The sequence below is a fragment of the Nitrosospira sp. TNL300 genome (genome assembly GCF_055385915.1).
In genome coordinates this window covers 2,034,523-2,050,906 of sequence record NZ_AP041005.1, presented here as the reverse complement: position 1 = coordinate 2,050,906, position 16,384 = coordinate 2,034,523, and the positions used below count along the sequence as shown (strand labels likewise).

Annotated in this window: 12 protein-coding genes and 1 pseudogene; 8 read left to right on the top strand and 5 right to left on the bottom strand. The window is 53.7% G+C overall.

The window, feature by feature from the left end; genetic code table 11:
* Positions 1-125 precede the first annotated feature (125 nt).
* Both ACZ5BW_RS09430 and ACZ5BW_RS09425 read right to left on the bottom strand, forming a co-directional pair.
* Positions 126-824: a pirin family protein gene (locus ACZ5BW_RS09430; RefSeq protein WP_464539262.1), complete on the bottom strand. Its 699-nt coding sequence runs from the start codon at positions 822-824 to the stop codon at positions 126-128.
* 72 nt (positions 825-896) lie between these two features.
* Positions 897-2,561, bottom strand: coding sequence for an MFS transporter (locus ACZ5BW_RS09425; protein WP_464539260.1), 1,665 nt, complete (start codon positions 2,559-2,561; stop codon positions 897-899).
* Positions 2,562-2,832: 271 nt separating this feature from the next.
* Between ACZ5BW_RS09425 and ACZ5BW_RS09420 the strand changes: the two are divergent.
* The 4 genes and pseudogenes from ACZ5BW_RS09420 to radA form a co-directional block, all read left to right on the top strand.
* Positions 2,833-2,961, top strand: a pseudogene (locus ACZ5BW_RS09420) (IS3 family transposase); the annotation flags it as partial.
* Positions 2,962-3,212: 251 nt separating this feature from the next.
* Positions 3,213-4,928 (top strand): hypothetical protein, encoded by a 1,716-nt coding sequence (locus ACZ5BW_RS09415; protein ID WP_464539258.1) that lies wholly within the window; start codon positions 3,213-3,215, stop codon positions 4,926-4,928.
* An 11-nt stretch (positions 4,929-4,939) separates the two neighbouring features.
* Positions 4,940-6,274 (top strand): FMN-binding glutamate synthase family protein, encoded by a 1,335-nt coding sequence (locus tag ACZ5BW_RS09410; RefSeq protein ID WP_464539256.1) that lies wholly within the window; start codon positions 4,940-4,942, stop codon positions 6,272-6,274.
* A 125-nt stretch (positions 6,275-6,399) separates the two neighbouring features.
* Complete coding sequence (gene radA, locus ACZ5BW_RS09405; protein WP_464574137.1) at positions 6,400-7,758, top strand: DNA repair protein RadA; 1,359 nt, start codon at positions 6,400-6,402, stop codon at positions 7,756-7,758.
* 116 nt (positions 7,759-7,874) lie between these two features.
* On the opposite strand, the gene ACZ5BW_RS09400 is transcribed toward radA, so the two are convergent.
* Positions 7,875-8,420, bottom strand: a complete 546-nt coding sequence (locus tag ACZ5BW_RS09400; RefSeq protein WP_464539252.1) for a peroxiredoxin — start codon at positions 8,418-8,420, stop codon at positions 7,875-7,877.
* Between the two features lie 175 nt (positions 8,421-8,595).
* Between ACZ5BW_RS09400 and ACZ5BW_RS09395 the strand changes: the two genes are divergently transcribed.
* Positions 8,596-9,414 (top strand): alkaline phytoceramidase, encoded by an 819-nt coding sequence (locus ACZ5BW_RS09395; RefSeq protein ID WP_464539250.1) that lies wholly within the window; start codon positions 8,596-8,598, stop codon positions 9,412-9,414.
* Positions 9,415-9,464: 50 nt separating this feature from the next.
* On the top strand, positions 9,465-9,851 hold the full coding sequence (locus tag ACZ5BW_RS09390) for a group II truncated hemoglobin (protein WP_464539248.1): 387 nt from the start codon (positions 9,465-9,467) through the stop codon (positions 9,849-9,851).
* A gap of 89 nt (positions 9,852-9,940) precedes the next feature.
* Here ACZ5BW_RS09390 and ACZ5BW_RS09385 read toward each other — a convergent pair whose 3' ends face one another.
* Complete coding sequence (locus ACZ5BW_RS09385) at positions 9,941-11,359, bottom strand: DEAD/DEAH box helicase (protein ID WP_464574135.1); 1,419 nt, start codon at positions 11,357-11,359, stop codon at positions 9,941-9,943.
* Between the two features lie 755 nt (positions 11,360-12,114).
* On the opposite strand from ACZ5BW_RS09385, the gene ACZ5BW_RS09380 reads away from it, so the two are divergent.
* Positions 12,115-13,347 carry a nidogen-like domain-containing protein gene (locus ACZ5BW_RS09380; RefSeq protein WP_464539243.1) on the top strand — a complete coding sequence of 411 codons (1,233 nt, stop codon included), beginning with the start codon at positions 12,115-12,117 and terminating at the stop codon, positions 13,345-13,347.
* A 48-nt stretch (positions 13,348-13,395) separates the two neighbouring features.
* On the top strand, positions 13,396-13,974 hold the full coding sequence (locus ACZ5BW_RS09375) for an invasion associated locus B family protein (RefSeq protein ID WP_464539241.1): 579 nt from the start codon (positions 13,396-13,398) through the stop codon (positions 13,972-13,974).
* 207 nt (positions 13,975-14,181) lie between these two features.
* Here ACZ5BW_RS09375 and ftsH read toward each other — a convergent pair whose 3' ends face one another.
* On the bottom strand, positions 14,182-16,056 hold the full coding sequence (gene ftsH, locus ACZ5BW_RS09370; RefSeq protein WP_464543682.1) for an ATP-dependent zinc metalloprotease FtsH: 1,875 nt from the start codon (positions 16,054-16,056) through the stop codon (positions 14,182-14,184).
* Positions 16,057-16,384 lie beyond the last annotated feature (328 nt).

Below are 16,384 nucleotides of genomic sequence, written 5' to 3'. Positions count from 1 at the left end.
GCCTTGACCCGGAATCCATTTCGTTGACAATCTATCGTGCCTGAAGCTCCTCTGGGACTCATTGCTGCTGCTTCTTCCTGCAGGGGTTACCTATCGAATGCACTGATTCCCTGTCAGAACGCTCCTCACCACAATTCAAACACCAGCACTTCCGCCTTTTGACCCTGATCGAGAACCAGACGATCTTCATTGGTAAGTATGGCAGCATCTCCCGGTTCAAGCGCATGCCCATTCAGTGATATATGGCCGCGCGCAATGTGGACGTAAACATCATCACCTGAGCCAATACTGTGTTCAATTCGCTCGCCCCCATCCACCAGCGCAGCGAACATCTTCGCATCGGTCTGTATTTTTACAGAACCATTGGCGCCATCCGGCGAGGCAAGCAGGCGCAGCTTCCCGCGCTTTTCCGCTTCATCAAAGTATTTCTCCTCATAGCCGGGCGGAATACCGGTCTTGTTGGGCAGGAACCAGATTTGCAGGAAATGGACTCTTTCACTTTGTGACGCATTGAATTCGCTGTGCCGCACACCCGTGCCCGCACTCATGCGCTGAACGCTTCCGGGGCGGATCACTGAGCCGCCACCTGTGCTGTCTTTGTGCGCCAGCGCGCCTTCCAGCACATAGCTGACAATCTCCATGTCGCGGTGTCCATGCGTGCCAAAACCCTGCCCCGGCTGAACGGTATCGTCGTTGATCACCCGCAACGAACGAAACTGCGTGTGCTCAGGATCGTAATAGTCCGCGAAAGAAAAGCTGTGCCAGGAATTCAGCCAGCCGTGGTCGGCATGACCCCGCTCATGGGCAGGACGTAGTTGGATCAAGTAAATGCTCCTTTCAGTGAAACGGAAAAAGACGGCTCGTCAAGCTCGACAATTTGCGTAGCAGTTTCCTCTTTATGCTTGAGTCATGTTCTCGCCACCCACCGTACTGTCGGTTGACGCTGCCGGCGCACCACCGATGAAATGTGAAACTCGCGGTGCTTCGGTGCCTTTATGAAAGCGATCGACGTTTTCCTGCACACGCTGGTCCTCGCGGGTAACGCGTGCATGTTGGCGTAAATGATCCAGCCAGGAGGCCTGCTGAAAGAATTCGATATAACGCCCCGGCTTCTCGAGGTCCTCAAAGACCCCCCAGGCAAACGCCCCATCGCGCCGGCGCGATGCCCCCAGTGACCGGATTGCTTCCAGGAAGGCTCGCCGCTGATCCAGCGCAATCTCATATTCGACAGTGACCAGCACGGGTCCCCGGCGCAAGTCAGGTTCTTCCATTGCTGGAGGATGTGGCCGCCAATGGTATGAAGGAGCAAGATCCGGTGCCTCTCGGGACCCCAGGCTGAAATTGCGAACAGCCAGCGCTGCCACCATAGTCCCGACCGAGGATAGCAGGAGCGCGGTGGGAACGGTGGTGCTGGCAGCAACCCAGCCCCAAAACAGGCTTCCCAATGCCAGGCCGGCGGAGAAGACCATGATATAGAGAGACAGTGCGCGTCCACGGACCCAGGCAGGAACAGCGGTCTGTGCGGTAACCTGCAGCGACCAGAGCACGCCAACCCATGTCGCGCCGGAAAGCGCCATGACGGCGTAAAGCATCTCTTCGCTCTGCAGGGTTGCCAGTGCCATGATCGTCGCGGCATAAATCAGGCTTGCCACCAGCACCAGGCGATCGCGGGAGACAAGCTCATGCAACCGGGGCAGAACAAGGATACCGCAAACTGCCCCAATACCGACGAAGGAGAGCAAGAGTCCATAAGTCCCGGGTCCCCCGCCCAATTCAACTCGTGCAATCAGCGGAAGCAGGGCCCATCCCGAAGCCGCGAAGAGAATAAAAGCCGTGGTACGAATCAGCACCGCCCGGAAAGGCGACGCTATATGTGCATAGCGCACCCCGGCACGCAACGCCTGAAAAAAGCGTTCGGGCGGCAGCGATCGTTCTTCCGGTTCGCGCTTCCACCGCCACAGCACGATAATCATGCCTATGAATGAGAGTGCATTCAGGCTATAAGCGGCCCATGCGCCGATCTGGGCCAGCAACACGCCGGCAATGGCAGGCCCGAGGGAACGCGATAGATTCATTGACAACGAACTCAATGCGACCGCTTCCGGCAGCATGTCCCGGGGAACGAGCTCGGGGGCAGTGACGTTCAGCGCAGGGGTCGCCAGTGATGCGCCAATGCCGAGAGCGAAGGTCAGAATCAGCAGGTTCCAGATATCAATCTGATCGGTAGCAGCAAGCACGGCGAGCATTGTCGCGGCAAGCGCCATCCATATTTGCGTGAAGAGCAGGTAACGTCGCCGGTCTACGATATCGGTCAGCGCGCCAGCGACCAGCGCGAACAGTACCATGGGCAACGAAGTGGCTGCCTGCACCAAAGACACCATCACCGGTGAAGGAGAGAGGTCGGTCATTACCCAGGCTGAGGAAACTCCGTTTATCCAGGTGCCGACGTTGGACGCGAGTGCGGCAAACCAGAAAGCACGAAACAGCGGTACCTTAAGCGGGCCGTATATGCCCGCATGCGAACTGCCCGAGACGGCCTCACCCGCGTTTTTGTTCATCATGAAATCCGGTTTTTAGAGGAGGCGCTTTTTAGAGGAAGCTCGCGTCAGCTACTTTTGCATCGGCTTCTCGCAACTTGAGGATTAGCGCGGGCGGTAGGGCCGCGCACCCTTCCGGCCTGCCCTGACTCCTCCCGAAGGAAGAGTCCTCATCGTATAGTTTTTGTATTATCTGCGCAGTTATATATATAGATCATTTTGTTCGCAAATCAAGTTGTATTCCAAACGCATTTTTTGAGATCACGGGCGATAACGGATTCCGGTTTCTCGCATCCTGGAATGGGTATGCTGGTTCAATCATCAGCGGTTGCTTGAATCCATCGATGACAAGCAACCCGCCGAGGCCAAAGAAAGGTGCTGTCAACAACTCGCGGCGAAGGCTGCCGAACCTGTTTTACTTTAACCAGACAGCCTCCTCAAACCCCGGAGGAAGAATGGAACAACGTGATATAGACATATCTTTTCCAGAAAATGGAAAGCAGGCAACAGCCGGATAATTGCTGAGCAGGTAGACCGCTTGAAGATGACGGCAACGGTGCGCGAAAAAATGTTACCCGGATTATTTCATGCGGCCACGCAGACAGGGGCATCTGCATCTATGTACTTCAATCCGAATAATAAGTTTGTTTAATTGATAAATCGATGGAGATTGAGATGCAGCAAAAGATTTTATCCAGCTTTTTTCTCCTGCTTCTTACGTTTGCCTCAGAGCTCTTTGCGCAACAAGCCTATGAGGATGAGCCTGACATGACGCCGGTGGCCGCGCCATCCAAGGTCAGAATTGAGATCAACAAGAAATATTTCGAGGTTTGTGAAGCAGAGCTGGGACCATTTCCTCAGGAAACCATTCACTGTCCGGATGCAGTGCTGATTCCGACGGAGCGCACGCTTGCCGGCGGCAAAGTGATCGAGCTTGGTGATGATTTGCCGGAGAGCACTCCCCGGTTCCGCAATTCCGAAACCGGGCAGCTCAAGTTGAATGCCGATACCCGGTTATTCGATGACATCACCTCCTGCGACAAGCCCAGCGGCATTTTTCGGGACATGCGTAATGCTGGCTGTGTCCCCGGCAATCGCATCAAACACCTGACAAATCAGATCAAGGGCGGGCAAACCGTCGATTGGGTCTACATATGCCGGAAAAATAGCAATTTTTCGAAGCAGGGCGATCATTACAATGAACTGGGCCTGATCGGCTATAACCGGCATACGGGTAAAACCTGCTATTTTGCCGGGCAGCCGACGCAAACCCTCAAGGTCAATGGGAAGTGGAAGGTCATCGAGAAGAACAATGAAGGTGAGCCGGTCGAAACCATCAGAACGGAAGCGGATGTCGCTCTGATTCCGGGGGAAAAGATTCCTGCGCCAGGCTTCAGTAAATTCGATGAAAAAATGGTGGCCCACTGGTCGGTGCCGACCCTTGGCGGCTGCACCCGTTGTCACTCCAACGGTCCGTTCATTCGCTACCCATTCAATGAGCCGGTCTGCCTGGTTGTCGGCAGTTCTGCCAACTGTCTCAGAAGTTTTTCCAGCAACGAGGCTTGCGGAAAATATCTCGAACAAACCTATGGGCGTGGCGACCGCATCAAATATCAGTGCAGGGTTCTGAAACCACGCCGCCAGCCGGGAATGCTGTACTCGGTGGTTTCTCCTTTTGATGGAGACGGTACGCTCAACAAATTTTTACTGGCGATGAGCGAAGCCGACAAAAAAGATAAATATTATGAAGATCTGATGCAGTATCCCTGGGAAAAGCCCAGGCGTCTGGTCAGTCCCGAGGCGAAAGCGTGCGCGCAATGCCATGCACTCGGAAATGGTGTCTACGCCACTTTTGTTAATTCCCTGTTTTCCGTCCATAGCCTGAAGGACGACAAATTTCATCCCGCGGTTGGCGAAAACTGGCGTGCCCGTTTGTTTTTGTCGAATGTTTCCGAGACTCAGCGCAGCGATAGCGCGCACGATAAAAAGATAAAGAGCGAAGGCATCCTGCCGATCAGGGTCAGCGCCAAATCGATCAAGGAGGAGAACGAATTGCGGGAAAAACTATCGCTCGGACACTATCAGACGGCCTTGCAAAAGATCAATGATTGCGACCGGCAGCCGGGAAATTGCCAATGGGACGATCACTGGACGATGGAGCGGGTCAAAAAGGAACCGTTCAAATATCTGCAGGAACATTGCAGCTATTGCCACACGCCGGAAATGGCCAAGCCGGTTTTAATGACCGAAGCCGATTTCAAACACCCCGGTCTGGTTAACAAAATCATAGGCCGCATGCACGAACCGATCAATCCGATGCCCCCCAGCGGGCAACTGCCAAGTTCGGTGTTAAATGTCTTGTCCGACTATCTGCGCAAAGCAAATAATTAAAGGATGCAACAATGAACGAGGAATTGAAAAAGAACATAGCGGCCAGCATCGAAAACACTCGGTTCGATATTTTGCAGATGATCGAGCTGGGACGTCAGCTTATCGACTATCCCGATGAAATACATCACGGGCCGGTGGTATCCATGGGGGTGCCGAAGGATACGCTGCCCAAATGGAACGATATCCAGATTCTGACAGCGCAGCTCCATAAAAAACCATTAATGGATGATGCGCCGGTGGATACTCAGCTAGTAATCGGTCCGCGTGCCCAAAACCCCCTGGTTCTGGATATCCCGCTGCTGGTCGGCGATATGAGTTATGGCGCGCTGTCGAAAAGGGCCAAGCAGGCATTGTCAAAGGGCGCTGATCTGGCCGGCACGGCGATCTGTTCAGGTGAGGGCGGCATTCTGGGGGATGAACTCGATCTGAATCAGAGCTATATGTTCGAATTGGGCAGCGCGCGCAACGGCCTGAAGAAAAACGACGACTTGAGTCAGTTCGCGAAGGATTTTAAAGGCAAAGTCAAGGCGTTTCACTTCAAGGGCGGGCAGGCGGCCAAGACCGGCACCGGCGGGCATTTGCCGGGAGGCAAGGTCACGGAGGAGATTGCCAAGGCACGCCAGATTGAAGTCGGCAAGGATGCGATTTCCCCATCCACATTTGCCGATTTCCACACACCCCGCGATTTTGCTGATTTTGCCGATCAGGTTCGCGATCAGATGGGCGGCATCCCGATTGGTTTCAAGATAAGCGCAAACCATATCGAGGATGACATGCGCTTCGCGCTCGATGCAGGAGCCGATTACATCATTCTCGACGGACGAGGTGGCAGTACCGGCGCTGCGCCGGCGATTTTCCGGGACCATATTTCAGTGCCAACGATCGCCGCGTTGGCGCGGGCGAGAAAATTTCTCGACGCCGCCGGCCATGAGAAAGGCGCAAAGAATAGCGTGACCCTGATCATTGCCGGCGGTTTGCGCATCCCCTCTGATTTCATCAAAGCGTTAGCCTTGGGAGCCGACGGAATCGCGCTGGCCAACAGCGCGCTGCAGGCAATTGGCTGTACCGGTGCGCGCATCTGCTACTCCGGCGATTGCCCTGCTGGCATAGCAACCCATGCCCAGCACCTGGTCAACAAGATCGATGTCGACGCCAGGGCGCGTGATCTGGCGCTGTTTTTCACCGGCAGCGTGCACCTGATGAAGATCATGACAAGGGCTTGCGGCCACCATTCCCTACGGGAATTTACCCGGGATGATATTTGCACCTGGAAAGCCGAAATGTCCAGATTGGCCGGAATTCCCTATGCCGGCGTCGATCCTCAAATCTCTGACTGTTGGAACTGATGCAATCTTGCGCTCGACGGAACCTGCCGTCTGCTCGATATATCTATGACGTGGTTCGTGGAAATGAAATATATTACTTCGATGATCGAGCTTTCAGGGCGATAACGAATTCCGGTTTTTCACATATGGCTAAATCCAAATCCACTTATTCCTGCACCGAATGCGGCGGCCAGACCTTGAAGTGGCAGGGCCAATGCCCGCATTGCCAGGCATGGAACACGCTGGTCGAGGCGATGAGCGAAAAGGCAGCGTCCCGGTTCACCCCCGTCTCGGAAAGCAGGGAAGTTCAGAGCCTGAGCGAGGTGGAGGCAGAAGAAGAGCAGCGTTATTCGACAGGCTTACTAGAGTTTGACCGGGTGCTCGGCGGCGGCCTCGTGCAGGGTGGCGTGGTATTGCTGGGGGGCGATCCGGGAATCGGCAAATCCACGCTGCTGCTCCAGGCATTATGCAATATGTCTCTGCCGCCGCTTGCGAGAAACGTGTTGTACGTGAGCGGTGAAGAGTCGGCCAGGCAGGTGGCGATGCGCGCCAAACGGATGGGGGTCGATGCAAAGGCATTGCATTTGCTGGCTGAAATTCGCCTGGAGCGGATCCAGGAAGTGCTGGCCGAACGCAAACCCGATGTAGCTGTTATCGATTCCATCCAGACAGTTTATTCCGACGCGCTTCAATCCGCACCCGGTTCCGTCGCTCAGGTACGCGAGTGTGCGGCACAATTGACCCGACTCGCCAAGGCCAGCGGTACCAGCATCATTTTGGTAGGACATGTAACGAAAGAGGGCGCGTTAGCCGGTCCGCGCGTACTTGAGCACATGGTGGATACAGTTCTCTATTTCGAGGGTGACACGCATTCGAGTTTTCGCCTGATCCGCGCCTTCAAGAACCGGTTTGGCGCAGTGAATGAACTGGGCGTTTTTGCGATGACTGAAAAGGGTTTGCGGGAGGTGAGCAACCCCTCGGCCCTGTTTCTTTCTCATCACGGCGGGCAGGTGCCGGGCTCCTGCATCATGGTGACACAGGAAGGCACCCGGCCGCTTCTCGTTGAAATCCAGGCCCTGGTGGATGAGGCGCACTCGCCTAACGCACGAAGACTGAGCGTTGGGCTGGAGCAGAACCGGCTGGCCATGCTGCTCGCGGTTTTGCACCGCCACGCGGGCATCGCCTGCTTCGATCAGGATGTGTTCGTGAACGCGGTGGGGGGTGTGAAAATTACCGAACCGGGTGCCGATCTGGCGGTATTGCTGGCAATCGTTTCCTCGCTCAAGAACCGGCCGCTGCCGGAAAAAACGGTAGTGTTCGGGGAAGTGGGTCTGGCGGGAGAAGTGCGCCCGGTTCAGCGCGGCCTGGAAAGGCTGAGAGAAGCGGCCAAGCTGGGTTTTGTGCAAGCTATCGTTCCCAAGGCCAATAAACCGAAAGCGGCACCTTCCGGCATCGAAATTATTGCAGTGGAACGAGTGGAGGAGGCGGTTGCAAGAATGCGATGAAGGCACCTCACGGGAAAATTCGCTTTCAGGAATATCTGTTACTTTATCTACAGGTAGGCTTGGTGATGACTCCCGGTTTCCAAGGCTCTGAAAGGTTTCACATTTGGAGATTCGCTTCAATCTTTGACATGCAACCGGGAATCCTTCATTCTTTTCAAGTCCTCGATTATTTCAACAGAATTGCGCGAAGGGCTGGCTGATAAATAAATTTTAGCGACTCTGCCTTCCGGGTCAATGAGGTAGGTATTGCGTTTGGCCAGGCCGATGATGCTCCATATCGAATCGTAACGCTTGGCAGTTTCGCCTTTGCTGTCTGCCAAAAGCGGAAAGGGAAGTTCATACTTTTTGGCAAAGTTGGCATGGCTTGCGCTATCGTCCACGCTTACACCGATAACTTCCGCCCCCAGATCCCTCAATTGGTGAATGTCATCGCGGAATTTGCATGCTTGCTTGGTACACCCGGGTGTATCGTCCTTGACATAGAAATACAATGCCAGCCATTTGCCGTGGTAATCCGAGAGCTTGTGGTTTTTGCCATTTTGATCGGGAAGATTAAAATCCGGTGCTGCCTCGCCCACCTTAAGAGGCTCGGCAAGTACGCCACGACTTCCAAAAGTCATAATAAGTGTTACTAACGTTGCAAGTACTCCCAGCACTTTCATGATTTCTCCTTGATATTCAAATCGATCTGGCAAATCGGCATCGCACGATGTTTTTGCGTGCGGGTTGAAACACTTGTTCTCATACCAGGTCTTCTCTTTTCATGTTGCATGCACCATATTATGGTTCACTTCCTTATTTGCATGCAAAGCCCTTCAGTTGAGTTTGGACGAGTAATTGAGTAATAAATTCAAATTATGGATACTGGCTATACTTTCAGTCGGCATGTTGTTGCTTGCCGCAATTGTTCCACCCATTCCGCAGCCCCTGTCATATCACCATTTCGCTGATAGCCGTGAGTGTTTCGGCATTCCAAACTGTTTTAACGTAATCTCCAACCTCGCCTTTCTCTTCGTGGGAGTCGCAGGGCTGGTATTTCTGCTGTCCTCCCGAAGCTCGCTTGCCGCCAAGGCCTTTACCCTGCCGTCCGAACGCTGGCCTTTCGTGATTTTGTTCCTGAACGTGGCGCTGGTATGCTTCGGTTCAGCCTACTACCATCTGGCTCCTGACAACGATCGCCTGATATGGGACCGATTACCCATTGCAATCGGCATCATGGCGCTGCTGACAGCAACGCTCAACGACCGGATCGGTCCAAAAGCAGGGACACGCCTTTTGCCTGTCCTGATTGCGATCGGAGCGGGTACCGTACTGAACTGGTATTGGAGCGAGCAGCGCGGGGCGGGCAATCTGAACTTTTACGTAGTCGTGCAGTTCTATTCGTTGCTGGTCATCGTTCTCCTTGGTGTTTTTTTCCGCTCGCGTTATACCCGCGGAGGAGACATCTATGCTGCGCTGGGGCTTTATGCCCTCGGCAAGGTTGCGGAATTCACAGACCGGCCGATTTATGCTCTCGGACACGCAATCAGTGGACACAGCGTAAAACATCTGCTTGCTGCTTGTGCTATCTACTGGGTTTTACGCATGCTGAGGAAACGTGAACCTTTACAGGGAACAATGGAGGAAGCAGCGCCTTGTTCTTCCGGCCTTCCCTGACGATGTGACGATCTGGTTAAAGCGTGGTTAAAGGAAAGAAGGAGAATGAAATGCACCTTATAGAAGCTTATGAACGGATGGGTGGGGAAGCAGTCATCCGTCATTTGGTAGACCGTTTTTATGACCTGATGGATGAGGATCCCGACTATTACAGCATACGCAAGCTTCATCCGCAGGACTTGACCAGTTCCCGGGACAAATTGTTCATGTTCCTCTCAGGTTGGACCGGGGGGCCGACACTTTATACTGACAAGTATGGTGATCCCCGCTTGCGCAGCCGCCATATGCCTTTTCCTATCGGCGCTGCAGAGCGCGATCAGTGGTTGGGCTGCATGTATCGAGCGATGGTGGATATCGAGCTGGATGAAGCCTTGCGCAAGAAGCTCGCCATGGCGTTCGATCAGACTGCGGACTTCATGCGCAACCAGCCGGAATAAAATTGATGCAAGGAAGGATTGCGTGAATAGCGGGGTGGGAAATTCCCCGCTGCTGGCCCATCCGATGGATGGGCACGTGGATGAAAGGCCTACTTCCCCCTGAAATAAGCGCTGGAACCGGTCGTGCTTCCAAATGAGTCGCGCCTGCTATTCCCTCCGCTGCTGGCTCTGGCGGCTTTGGTACTGCTCGCTGTATTACCCCACGTATCTCGATTACCGGCAGGTGAACGACTCTGCCCGGCCTTCCAGTCTCCATCGGACCTATAAGCGTTGCTCCGGTGCGGAACATCGCTGGACCAGGTACGACTGCGTTTATGGGCGACACTAGGCGTACTTCTGGGCTGGGCACCCACGCCAGGGCGTGGTTTAACGCGTGGTTCCAAGCCGGGAACGACATGCGAAGCAATACGCTGGCCGGTAAAGCGTTCGATTTTTTTCAGATGGATTCCATCCTTGCTGGAAGCGAATGAAACCGCAATTCCTGACGCGCCAGCGCGTCCTGTCCGCCCGATGCGATGCACATAATCTTCGGCAAATTTCGGCAGATCAAAATTGATAACGTGGGTAATGCCTGCCACGTCAATTCCCCGCGCGGCTACATCGGTCGCGACCAGCACTCTAATGCCCCCCTGGCGCAGCTTTATGAGAGTCCGGTTGCGGTCGCGCTGGCTCATGTCCCCGTGCAGGGCGGCTGCCGCATGACCCTGCGCGGAAAGACTGTCGGCGATCATATCCGCATCACGTTTGGTGGCGGTAAAAACGATGGCTTGTTTAAGCGCTATATCCTGAAGCAGGTGATCCAGCAACTGGTTTTTGTGGGAAATGTCGTCCACGTAATGCAGCCGTTGTTCGATATTGTTCAACCGGGCCTTGGAGGTGGCTACCTGGATGCGCTTCGGCGAATTCAGCAGACGCGCAGCTACATTATCCATTGCACCATCCAGGGTGGCTGAAAACAGCAAGGTCTGGCGGGTTGCAGGGGTGGCCGATGCAATCCGTTCCACATCCTCTATGAAGCCCATGTCGAGCATGCGGTCGGCCTCGTCCAGCACCAGCATTTCCAGGCGCGAAAAATCGATCCGCCCCCGTTGGATGTGGTCGATCAGCCGCCCTGGAGTGGCCACAAGAATATCGACCACCTGCGAGAGCAGCTTGTTTTGCAGCGGGTAAGGCATACCACCAAGTATGCTCACCACTTTGGCCCGCGGGAGGTACTTCCCATATTTGGCAGTGGCCTCGGACACCTGGAGCGCGAGTTCCCGCGTCGGCGTCAATACCAGCACGCGGGGTCCGCGGCTGCGTTCTTTGGAAGGTGAAGCCAGCCGGTGCAGGGCAGGCAACATGAAAGCAGCGGTTTTGCCCGTGCCGGTTTGAGCCGATGCCATGACATCATGCCCGGCCAGCAATTCGGGAATGGCTTGTTCCTGAATGGGCGTGGGCGAAGTATAGCCGGCATCGTTGACGGCTTTAAGGATGAGCGGGTGCAGATTCAAATTTTCAAAAGACACGTTGTTTTTTCCTGTTGAATGAAAAAATATGGCGCATTCTCAAAAATCCGGTTTCCATGCTTCATGCCACAACTTAAAAGAATCTGGTGCGGAGGAGTTATGAACGCAACGCTTCAAATTCCGCGTTTGGGGACAGGATCTGTCCCATTTCACGCTAACTCTGAATGACAGGATTACTGAATCAAGGAATGCGCCTAAAGCGCGCAAGCAGGATATGCTCCGGAAACGGACACCTTTATTCGGCTAGCGCACATACATAAGAAACCTCTTGAACAACCCATAAGGGGCTGATCTAGAGTTCCAAACATCGCCGCTAACCACGGTGCCGCCAATTTCCGCTGGAAACTTGAAAGTGGAAGAGAACTCAGAAACGGTCAGGAACGATGAACCGAAAAAAGCCGTAATGACATTAGGGCTTTTTATCGAAGCGCGGAGTATACAGTAACGGAAGTCTTTATAGAAATTTTTTTGGGAGTGAAGCGAGAGAGTGACTGTCTCAGAGAACCTCAATATAGGTATCCCCTCACGACAAAACCTCCACCTTCCAGAATGTGAAGTCAAGCTATCTATGCTGCCTAGCCCCCCATATACGTTGCTTCTTATGTCGATAAGGTTTACAGCAGATGGATGATCTTTCGATCCTCATTTTCGTAAATACCTGAAAAGAATAATAAAACTAACATAGGCATAATTATTGCTAGGTTCAATAGCCGGGTACACAGCCCATATTCTAATTAAGGAAAACCTAGAAAAAAATGAAAAATAATTTATGGCTCTCCAGCACAATATTGGTAGCGAGTGTTTTCGTATACAGTTCTGTCCATGCGATGGAACTGCGCAGCGGTTTCGGCGGATCCGCGGGATTTGGGGATTTATCACAATTGCCCAATGATGACGGATCATCAAATAGGATTAACTTGCCGTTCACATTAAATTTTTTTGGAAGCAACTACAGCACGTTCTGGGCAAACAACAACGGAAATATAACTTTTGGCGGTCCGGTTAGTTCTTACACCCCCAATGCTTTTCCGGTTTCAGGTCAGCCCATGATCGCCCCCTTCTGGGGGGACGTGGATACGAGAGGAACAGGAGCTGTATATACTGCTTCTCCGAATGCAAATACCCTGGTCGCAACCTGGCATAATGTGGGTTATTACGGCGCCCACACCGATAAAGTCAATGATTTCCAGGTAACGCTGCTCAATCGCCCAGATACTGGCGCGGGCAATTTCGACATTGAGTTTCGTTATCGGCAACTTGAATGGACAACCGGAGATGCCAGTGGCGGTTCAGGTGGGTTGGGAGGTAGGCCAGCGCAGGCAGGTTATGACGCTGGTGATAATACCCATTTTTTCGCGCTGCCCGGTTCTTTGACTTCGTCGGTACTGAATCTCGCGAATACGAGCAACGTCAGTGAGGATACGCCGGGTCTTTGGACCATGGCAATTCGCAATGGCGAAACCTCAGATGGGTCGTCACCCGATGCGCCGTTATTACCTGTTATTGTCCAGGATGGCGCCTGGCATTTCGATTTCAACATCGACCTCAATGAAAGAATCTTTATCGATCCGCTCGTTGCGATTGGCTACGACTATGAGGTTAATTCCGGACCTAACATTCAAACGGCGCTGTTTCCGGTTGTAGCTGGCGACACAGATGGATATGACGTTTTCGGATTTAATACCGGCACTAACCTGTATGACATCAGCCTTGGCCACGTTAATGTCGGGGACGTGTTCGATTTCGGGATTGGTGGCGTGAGCCGATTTGGCTTGCGCGACATTGATATCACGGCAGGTCTTGATCCCGCCGACACTCAGGCATTTGTTACTGGTCTGACATTTGTCAGCGCCGGGGCTGTCAGTATGACGCAGAGTCCAATCGTTGTGGATGTGTCGACAAACGACGTGCCGGAGCCTTCGACCATTGCACTTTTACTGGCAGGGCTCCTTGGCTGCAGTGTGTTGCGCCGTCGCCAGTCACATTGAGAAAAGAGGCCACGCATGAGTATTGACTACTATATGCGTGGGTAATCCATGCGAACTACTGCAGTTTTGCTTTTCGTGGTTCTTGTTGCCGGTTGCGATCGCAGTGATTCAGGGCCTTCGCAGCCGGTTGCACCCATTAGTAAAGAGACCCGGCAACTACAACCTCGGGCGACGCTCCCGGCGCGTTTTTCATCCTGGAGCTTATCCTGTGAGGGAACTCAAGATGTAAAAGACTTGACTTCGAAAAGGTGTGCCATATCTCAAATCGTGACCACCAATCCGAAGAGTGCCAAGGTATTACTCGGGGTGACTGTAGATTATCTGGATTCCCCAAGTGTGCCTACTATCCACTTTCGCTTTTCACCAACTGCGAGAGTTGCTCCGGGAATCGGAATAAAAATCGATGAATTAGCGGAGATGCGCCTCCCTATCAGCGATTGCAATGCGCAGCGATGCGAGGCTTCAGGCCGGTTGGTACCAGATGTGCTGAAACTCTGGCAGTCTGGCCGCCTGGCTCAAGTAGCATTTATCGCAGAGAATGATAAACAGGTCACCTTGCCCGTATCCCTTGATGGGTTCCCTATGGCCATTGCGGCATTGAATGAGCAATATAGTGCGATCCGATGAGTTTACAGCCGAATTGGGATTAAGGATCAACAGATATAGTTTGGCGTAAACGGCTTTAGTCGAAAGGTTTTTTTGCGAACGCCGAGATTGAGCGCATGCGCGACTTGGTTGAGACTGTGAGACTGCCAAGCTGGAACAAACCCAGCGCAGACCCAGTGGGGCCTGTTCCAGCGCGGCAACCAGTCATGCAAAGTCAGCATTCGAAACCTACATTTTCTCCAGGACTTTGTCGCTTTCCGGGGGAGTAGTTTCGGTGCGCGGAAGCACGGGCCTGGCAGTAATCTGCCGTTTCAGGTTCTCTATCTCGGGTTCATTCAACGTTTCGGCCTGAAGCAGTTCCTCCGCCGTCCGGTCGAGCAGCGGGCGGTTGTTTTCCAATATTTCTATCGCTCGCTCCAGCGCGCCATCGACGAGCGCGCGTACCGTGTTGTCAACCGTGTTTGCCGTATCTTCGCTATAGTCCCGGCTTTGCGGCATGGGAATACCGGGTTGCAGGAACTGCGAACGCTCCCGGTCATACGCAACATTACCGATCGCTTCGGTCATCCCGTAACGGAGCACCATCGCGCGGGCAAGATCGGTCGCGCGGACGATGTCATCCGATGCGCCCGTTGATATTTCGTTGAATACCACGCGTTCCGCAGCTCGTCCGCCCATCATCACCGACATTTTGTTTTCCAATTCCGATCGGGTCATGAGAAACCGGTCTTCAGTGGGTCGCTGCACTGTATAGCCGAGCGCGCCTATTCCACGTGGGATAATAGAAACCTTGTGCACTGCATCAGTCCCCGGCAAGGCGAGCGCCACCATCGCATGCCCCAATTCGTGAAACGCCACCACACGGCGTTCTTCCGGATTGAGCAGGCGATTGCGCTTCTCAAGTCCGGCTACCACTCGCAAGATAGCATTATTGAAATCACCCATTGTCACCGATGCGCCGTTTCGGCGAGTAGCAAGCAGGGCGGCTTCGTTCACCAGGTTGGCCAGATCCGCGCCAGTAAAACCGGGAGTTAATGCCGCGATCTGCTCGGGCTTCACGTCAGGATCGAGCTTCACCTTTTTGAGATGTACGGCAAGAATCTGCTCTCGCCCCGGTTTGTCGGGCCGATCTACCAGCACCTGGCGGTCAAATCGCCCCGCGCGCAGCAGGGCAGGGTCGAGGATTTCGGGCCGATTGGTCGCTGCGAGCAGCACCACGCCACTTTTAGGGTCGAAACCGTCAAGCTCGGCCAACAGTTGATTCAGCGTCTGCTCCTTCTCGTCATGACCCCCAAGCCCATAGGCGCCCCGGGCTCGTCCCAGCGAATCCAGTTCATCGATAAAGATGATGGCGGGAGCCATCTGACGCGCCTGTTCGAACAGGTCACGCACCCGGGCAGCCCCAACCCCGACAAACATCTCTACGAACTCAGAACCGGAGATCGAGAAGAACGGAACATTCGCTTCACCTGCCACAGCACGGGCCAGCAGCGTCTTGCCCGTACCGGGCGGTCCCACCAGCAGGATACCCTTGGGTACCCGCCCGCCCAGGCGGCTGTATCCGGCAGGATCCTTCAAAAAATTGATGACTTCTTCCAGTTCTTCCTTGGCCTCATCCACTCCCGCCACGTCTGCGAAAGTCACCTTGGTTTCTTTCTCCACGAAAACTTTGGCGCGGCTCTTGCCGATCGACATCAGCCCGCCGCTCATGCCGCCCGGATTCATGCGCCGGATAATAAACAGCCATATCCCGAAAAAAATCGCCATCGGCAATATCCACGACAGCAGATCGCGCATCCAGGTGCTCTGAATCACGCCCGTATACGTCACGTGGTGTTGATCGAGCTTATCGGCCAGCTCGGGTTCCACACGGGTGGTCACGAAATCCTTCAATCCGTCGGCACCTTCCCCCTTCAGGGTGCCATAAATATGATTTTCGGTGATGGCTATCTCCGCAATCTTGTCCTCATCCAGTAAGGTATGAAAGCGGCTGTAAGGGATGGGCTCGACCTTGGTATAGCGGGCATACATGCTTTGTATGAGCAGAATGCCGAGCACCGCAATAATGACGTACCAGAAGTTGAGCTGAGTTTTTTTGTCCATGGGAAGTTGGGGCTTTTTATCCTTTTTATCCATCAGATATCCTTACTCTCGTACTGTTATATTCGTAGACAGTCAAATGCCTGACTTTGTTCAGCATAGTATACGGATGCTGTAGCGCAAAGCGCCGTAGGCAGCTTAGGTAGGCCACCAGGCTGTTTAGACTATGGCAGGAGAGAGCTTGTTAAGCAAAGGCTTGACGCGACCGCACCGGATGCGCTTTACTCGGGAAAATTGCTTATATCGCCGGTCTGCTATTCTTTGATTCTGGCGGTCCGCTTGCGGATGCAAAGATTTTTACCTTATCCCGCAGGTTTACAGGCAAAGCCTG

Excerpts from the sequence above, each read along its gene's own strand:
- ACZ5BW_RS09390 (WP_464539248.1), top strand. The coding sequence starts at position 9,465 with ATGCACCTTATAGAAGCTTATGAACGGATGGGTGGGGAAGCAGTCATC.
- ACZ5BW_RS09410 (WP_464539256.1), top strand. The coding sequence starts at position 4,940 with ATGAACGAGGAATTGAAAAAGAACATAGCGGCCAGCATCGAAAACACT.
- radA (WP_464574137.1), top strand. The coding sequence starts at position 6,400 with ATGGCTAAATCCAAATCCACTTATTCCTGCACCGAATGCGGCGGCCAG.
- ACZ5BW_RS09415 (WP_464539258.1), top strand. The coding sequence starts at position 3,213 with ATGCAGCAAAAGATTTTATCCAGCTTTTTTCTCCTGCTTCTTACGTTT.
- ACZ5BW_RS09425 (WP_464539260.1), bottom strand. The coding sequence starts at position 2,561 with ATGATGAACAAAAACGCGGGTGAGGCCGTCTCGGGCAGTTCGCATGCG.
- ACZ5BW_RS09375 (WP_464539241.1), top strand. The coding sequence starts at position 13,396 with ATGCGAACTACTGCAGTTTTGCTTTTCGTGGTTCTTGTTGCCGGTTGC.
- ftsH (WP_464543682.1), bottom strand. The coding sequence starts at position 16,056 with ATGGACAAAAAAACTCAGCTCAACTTCTGGTACGTCATTATTGCGGTG.
- ACZ5BW_RS09400 (WP_464539252.1), bottom strand. The coding sequence starts at position 8,420 with ATGAAAGTGCTGGGAGTACTTGCAACGTTAGTAACACTTATTATGACT.
- ACZ5BW_RS09380 (WP_464539243.1), top strand. The coding sequence starts at position 12,115 with ATGAAAAATAATTTATGGCTCTCCAGCACAATATTGGTAGCGAGTGTT.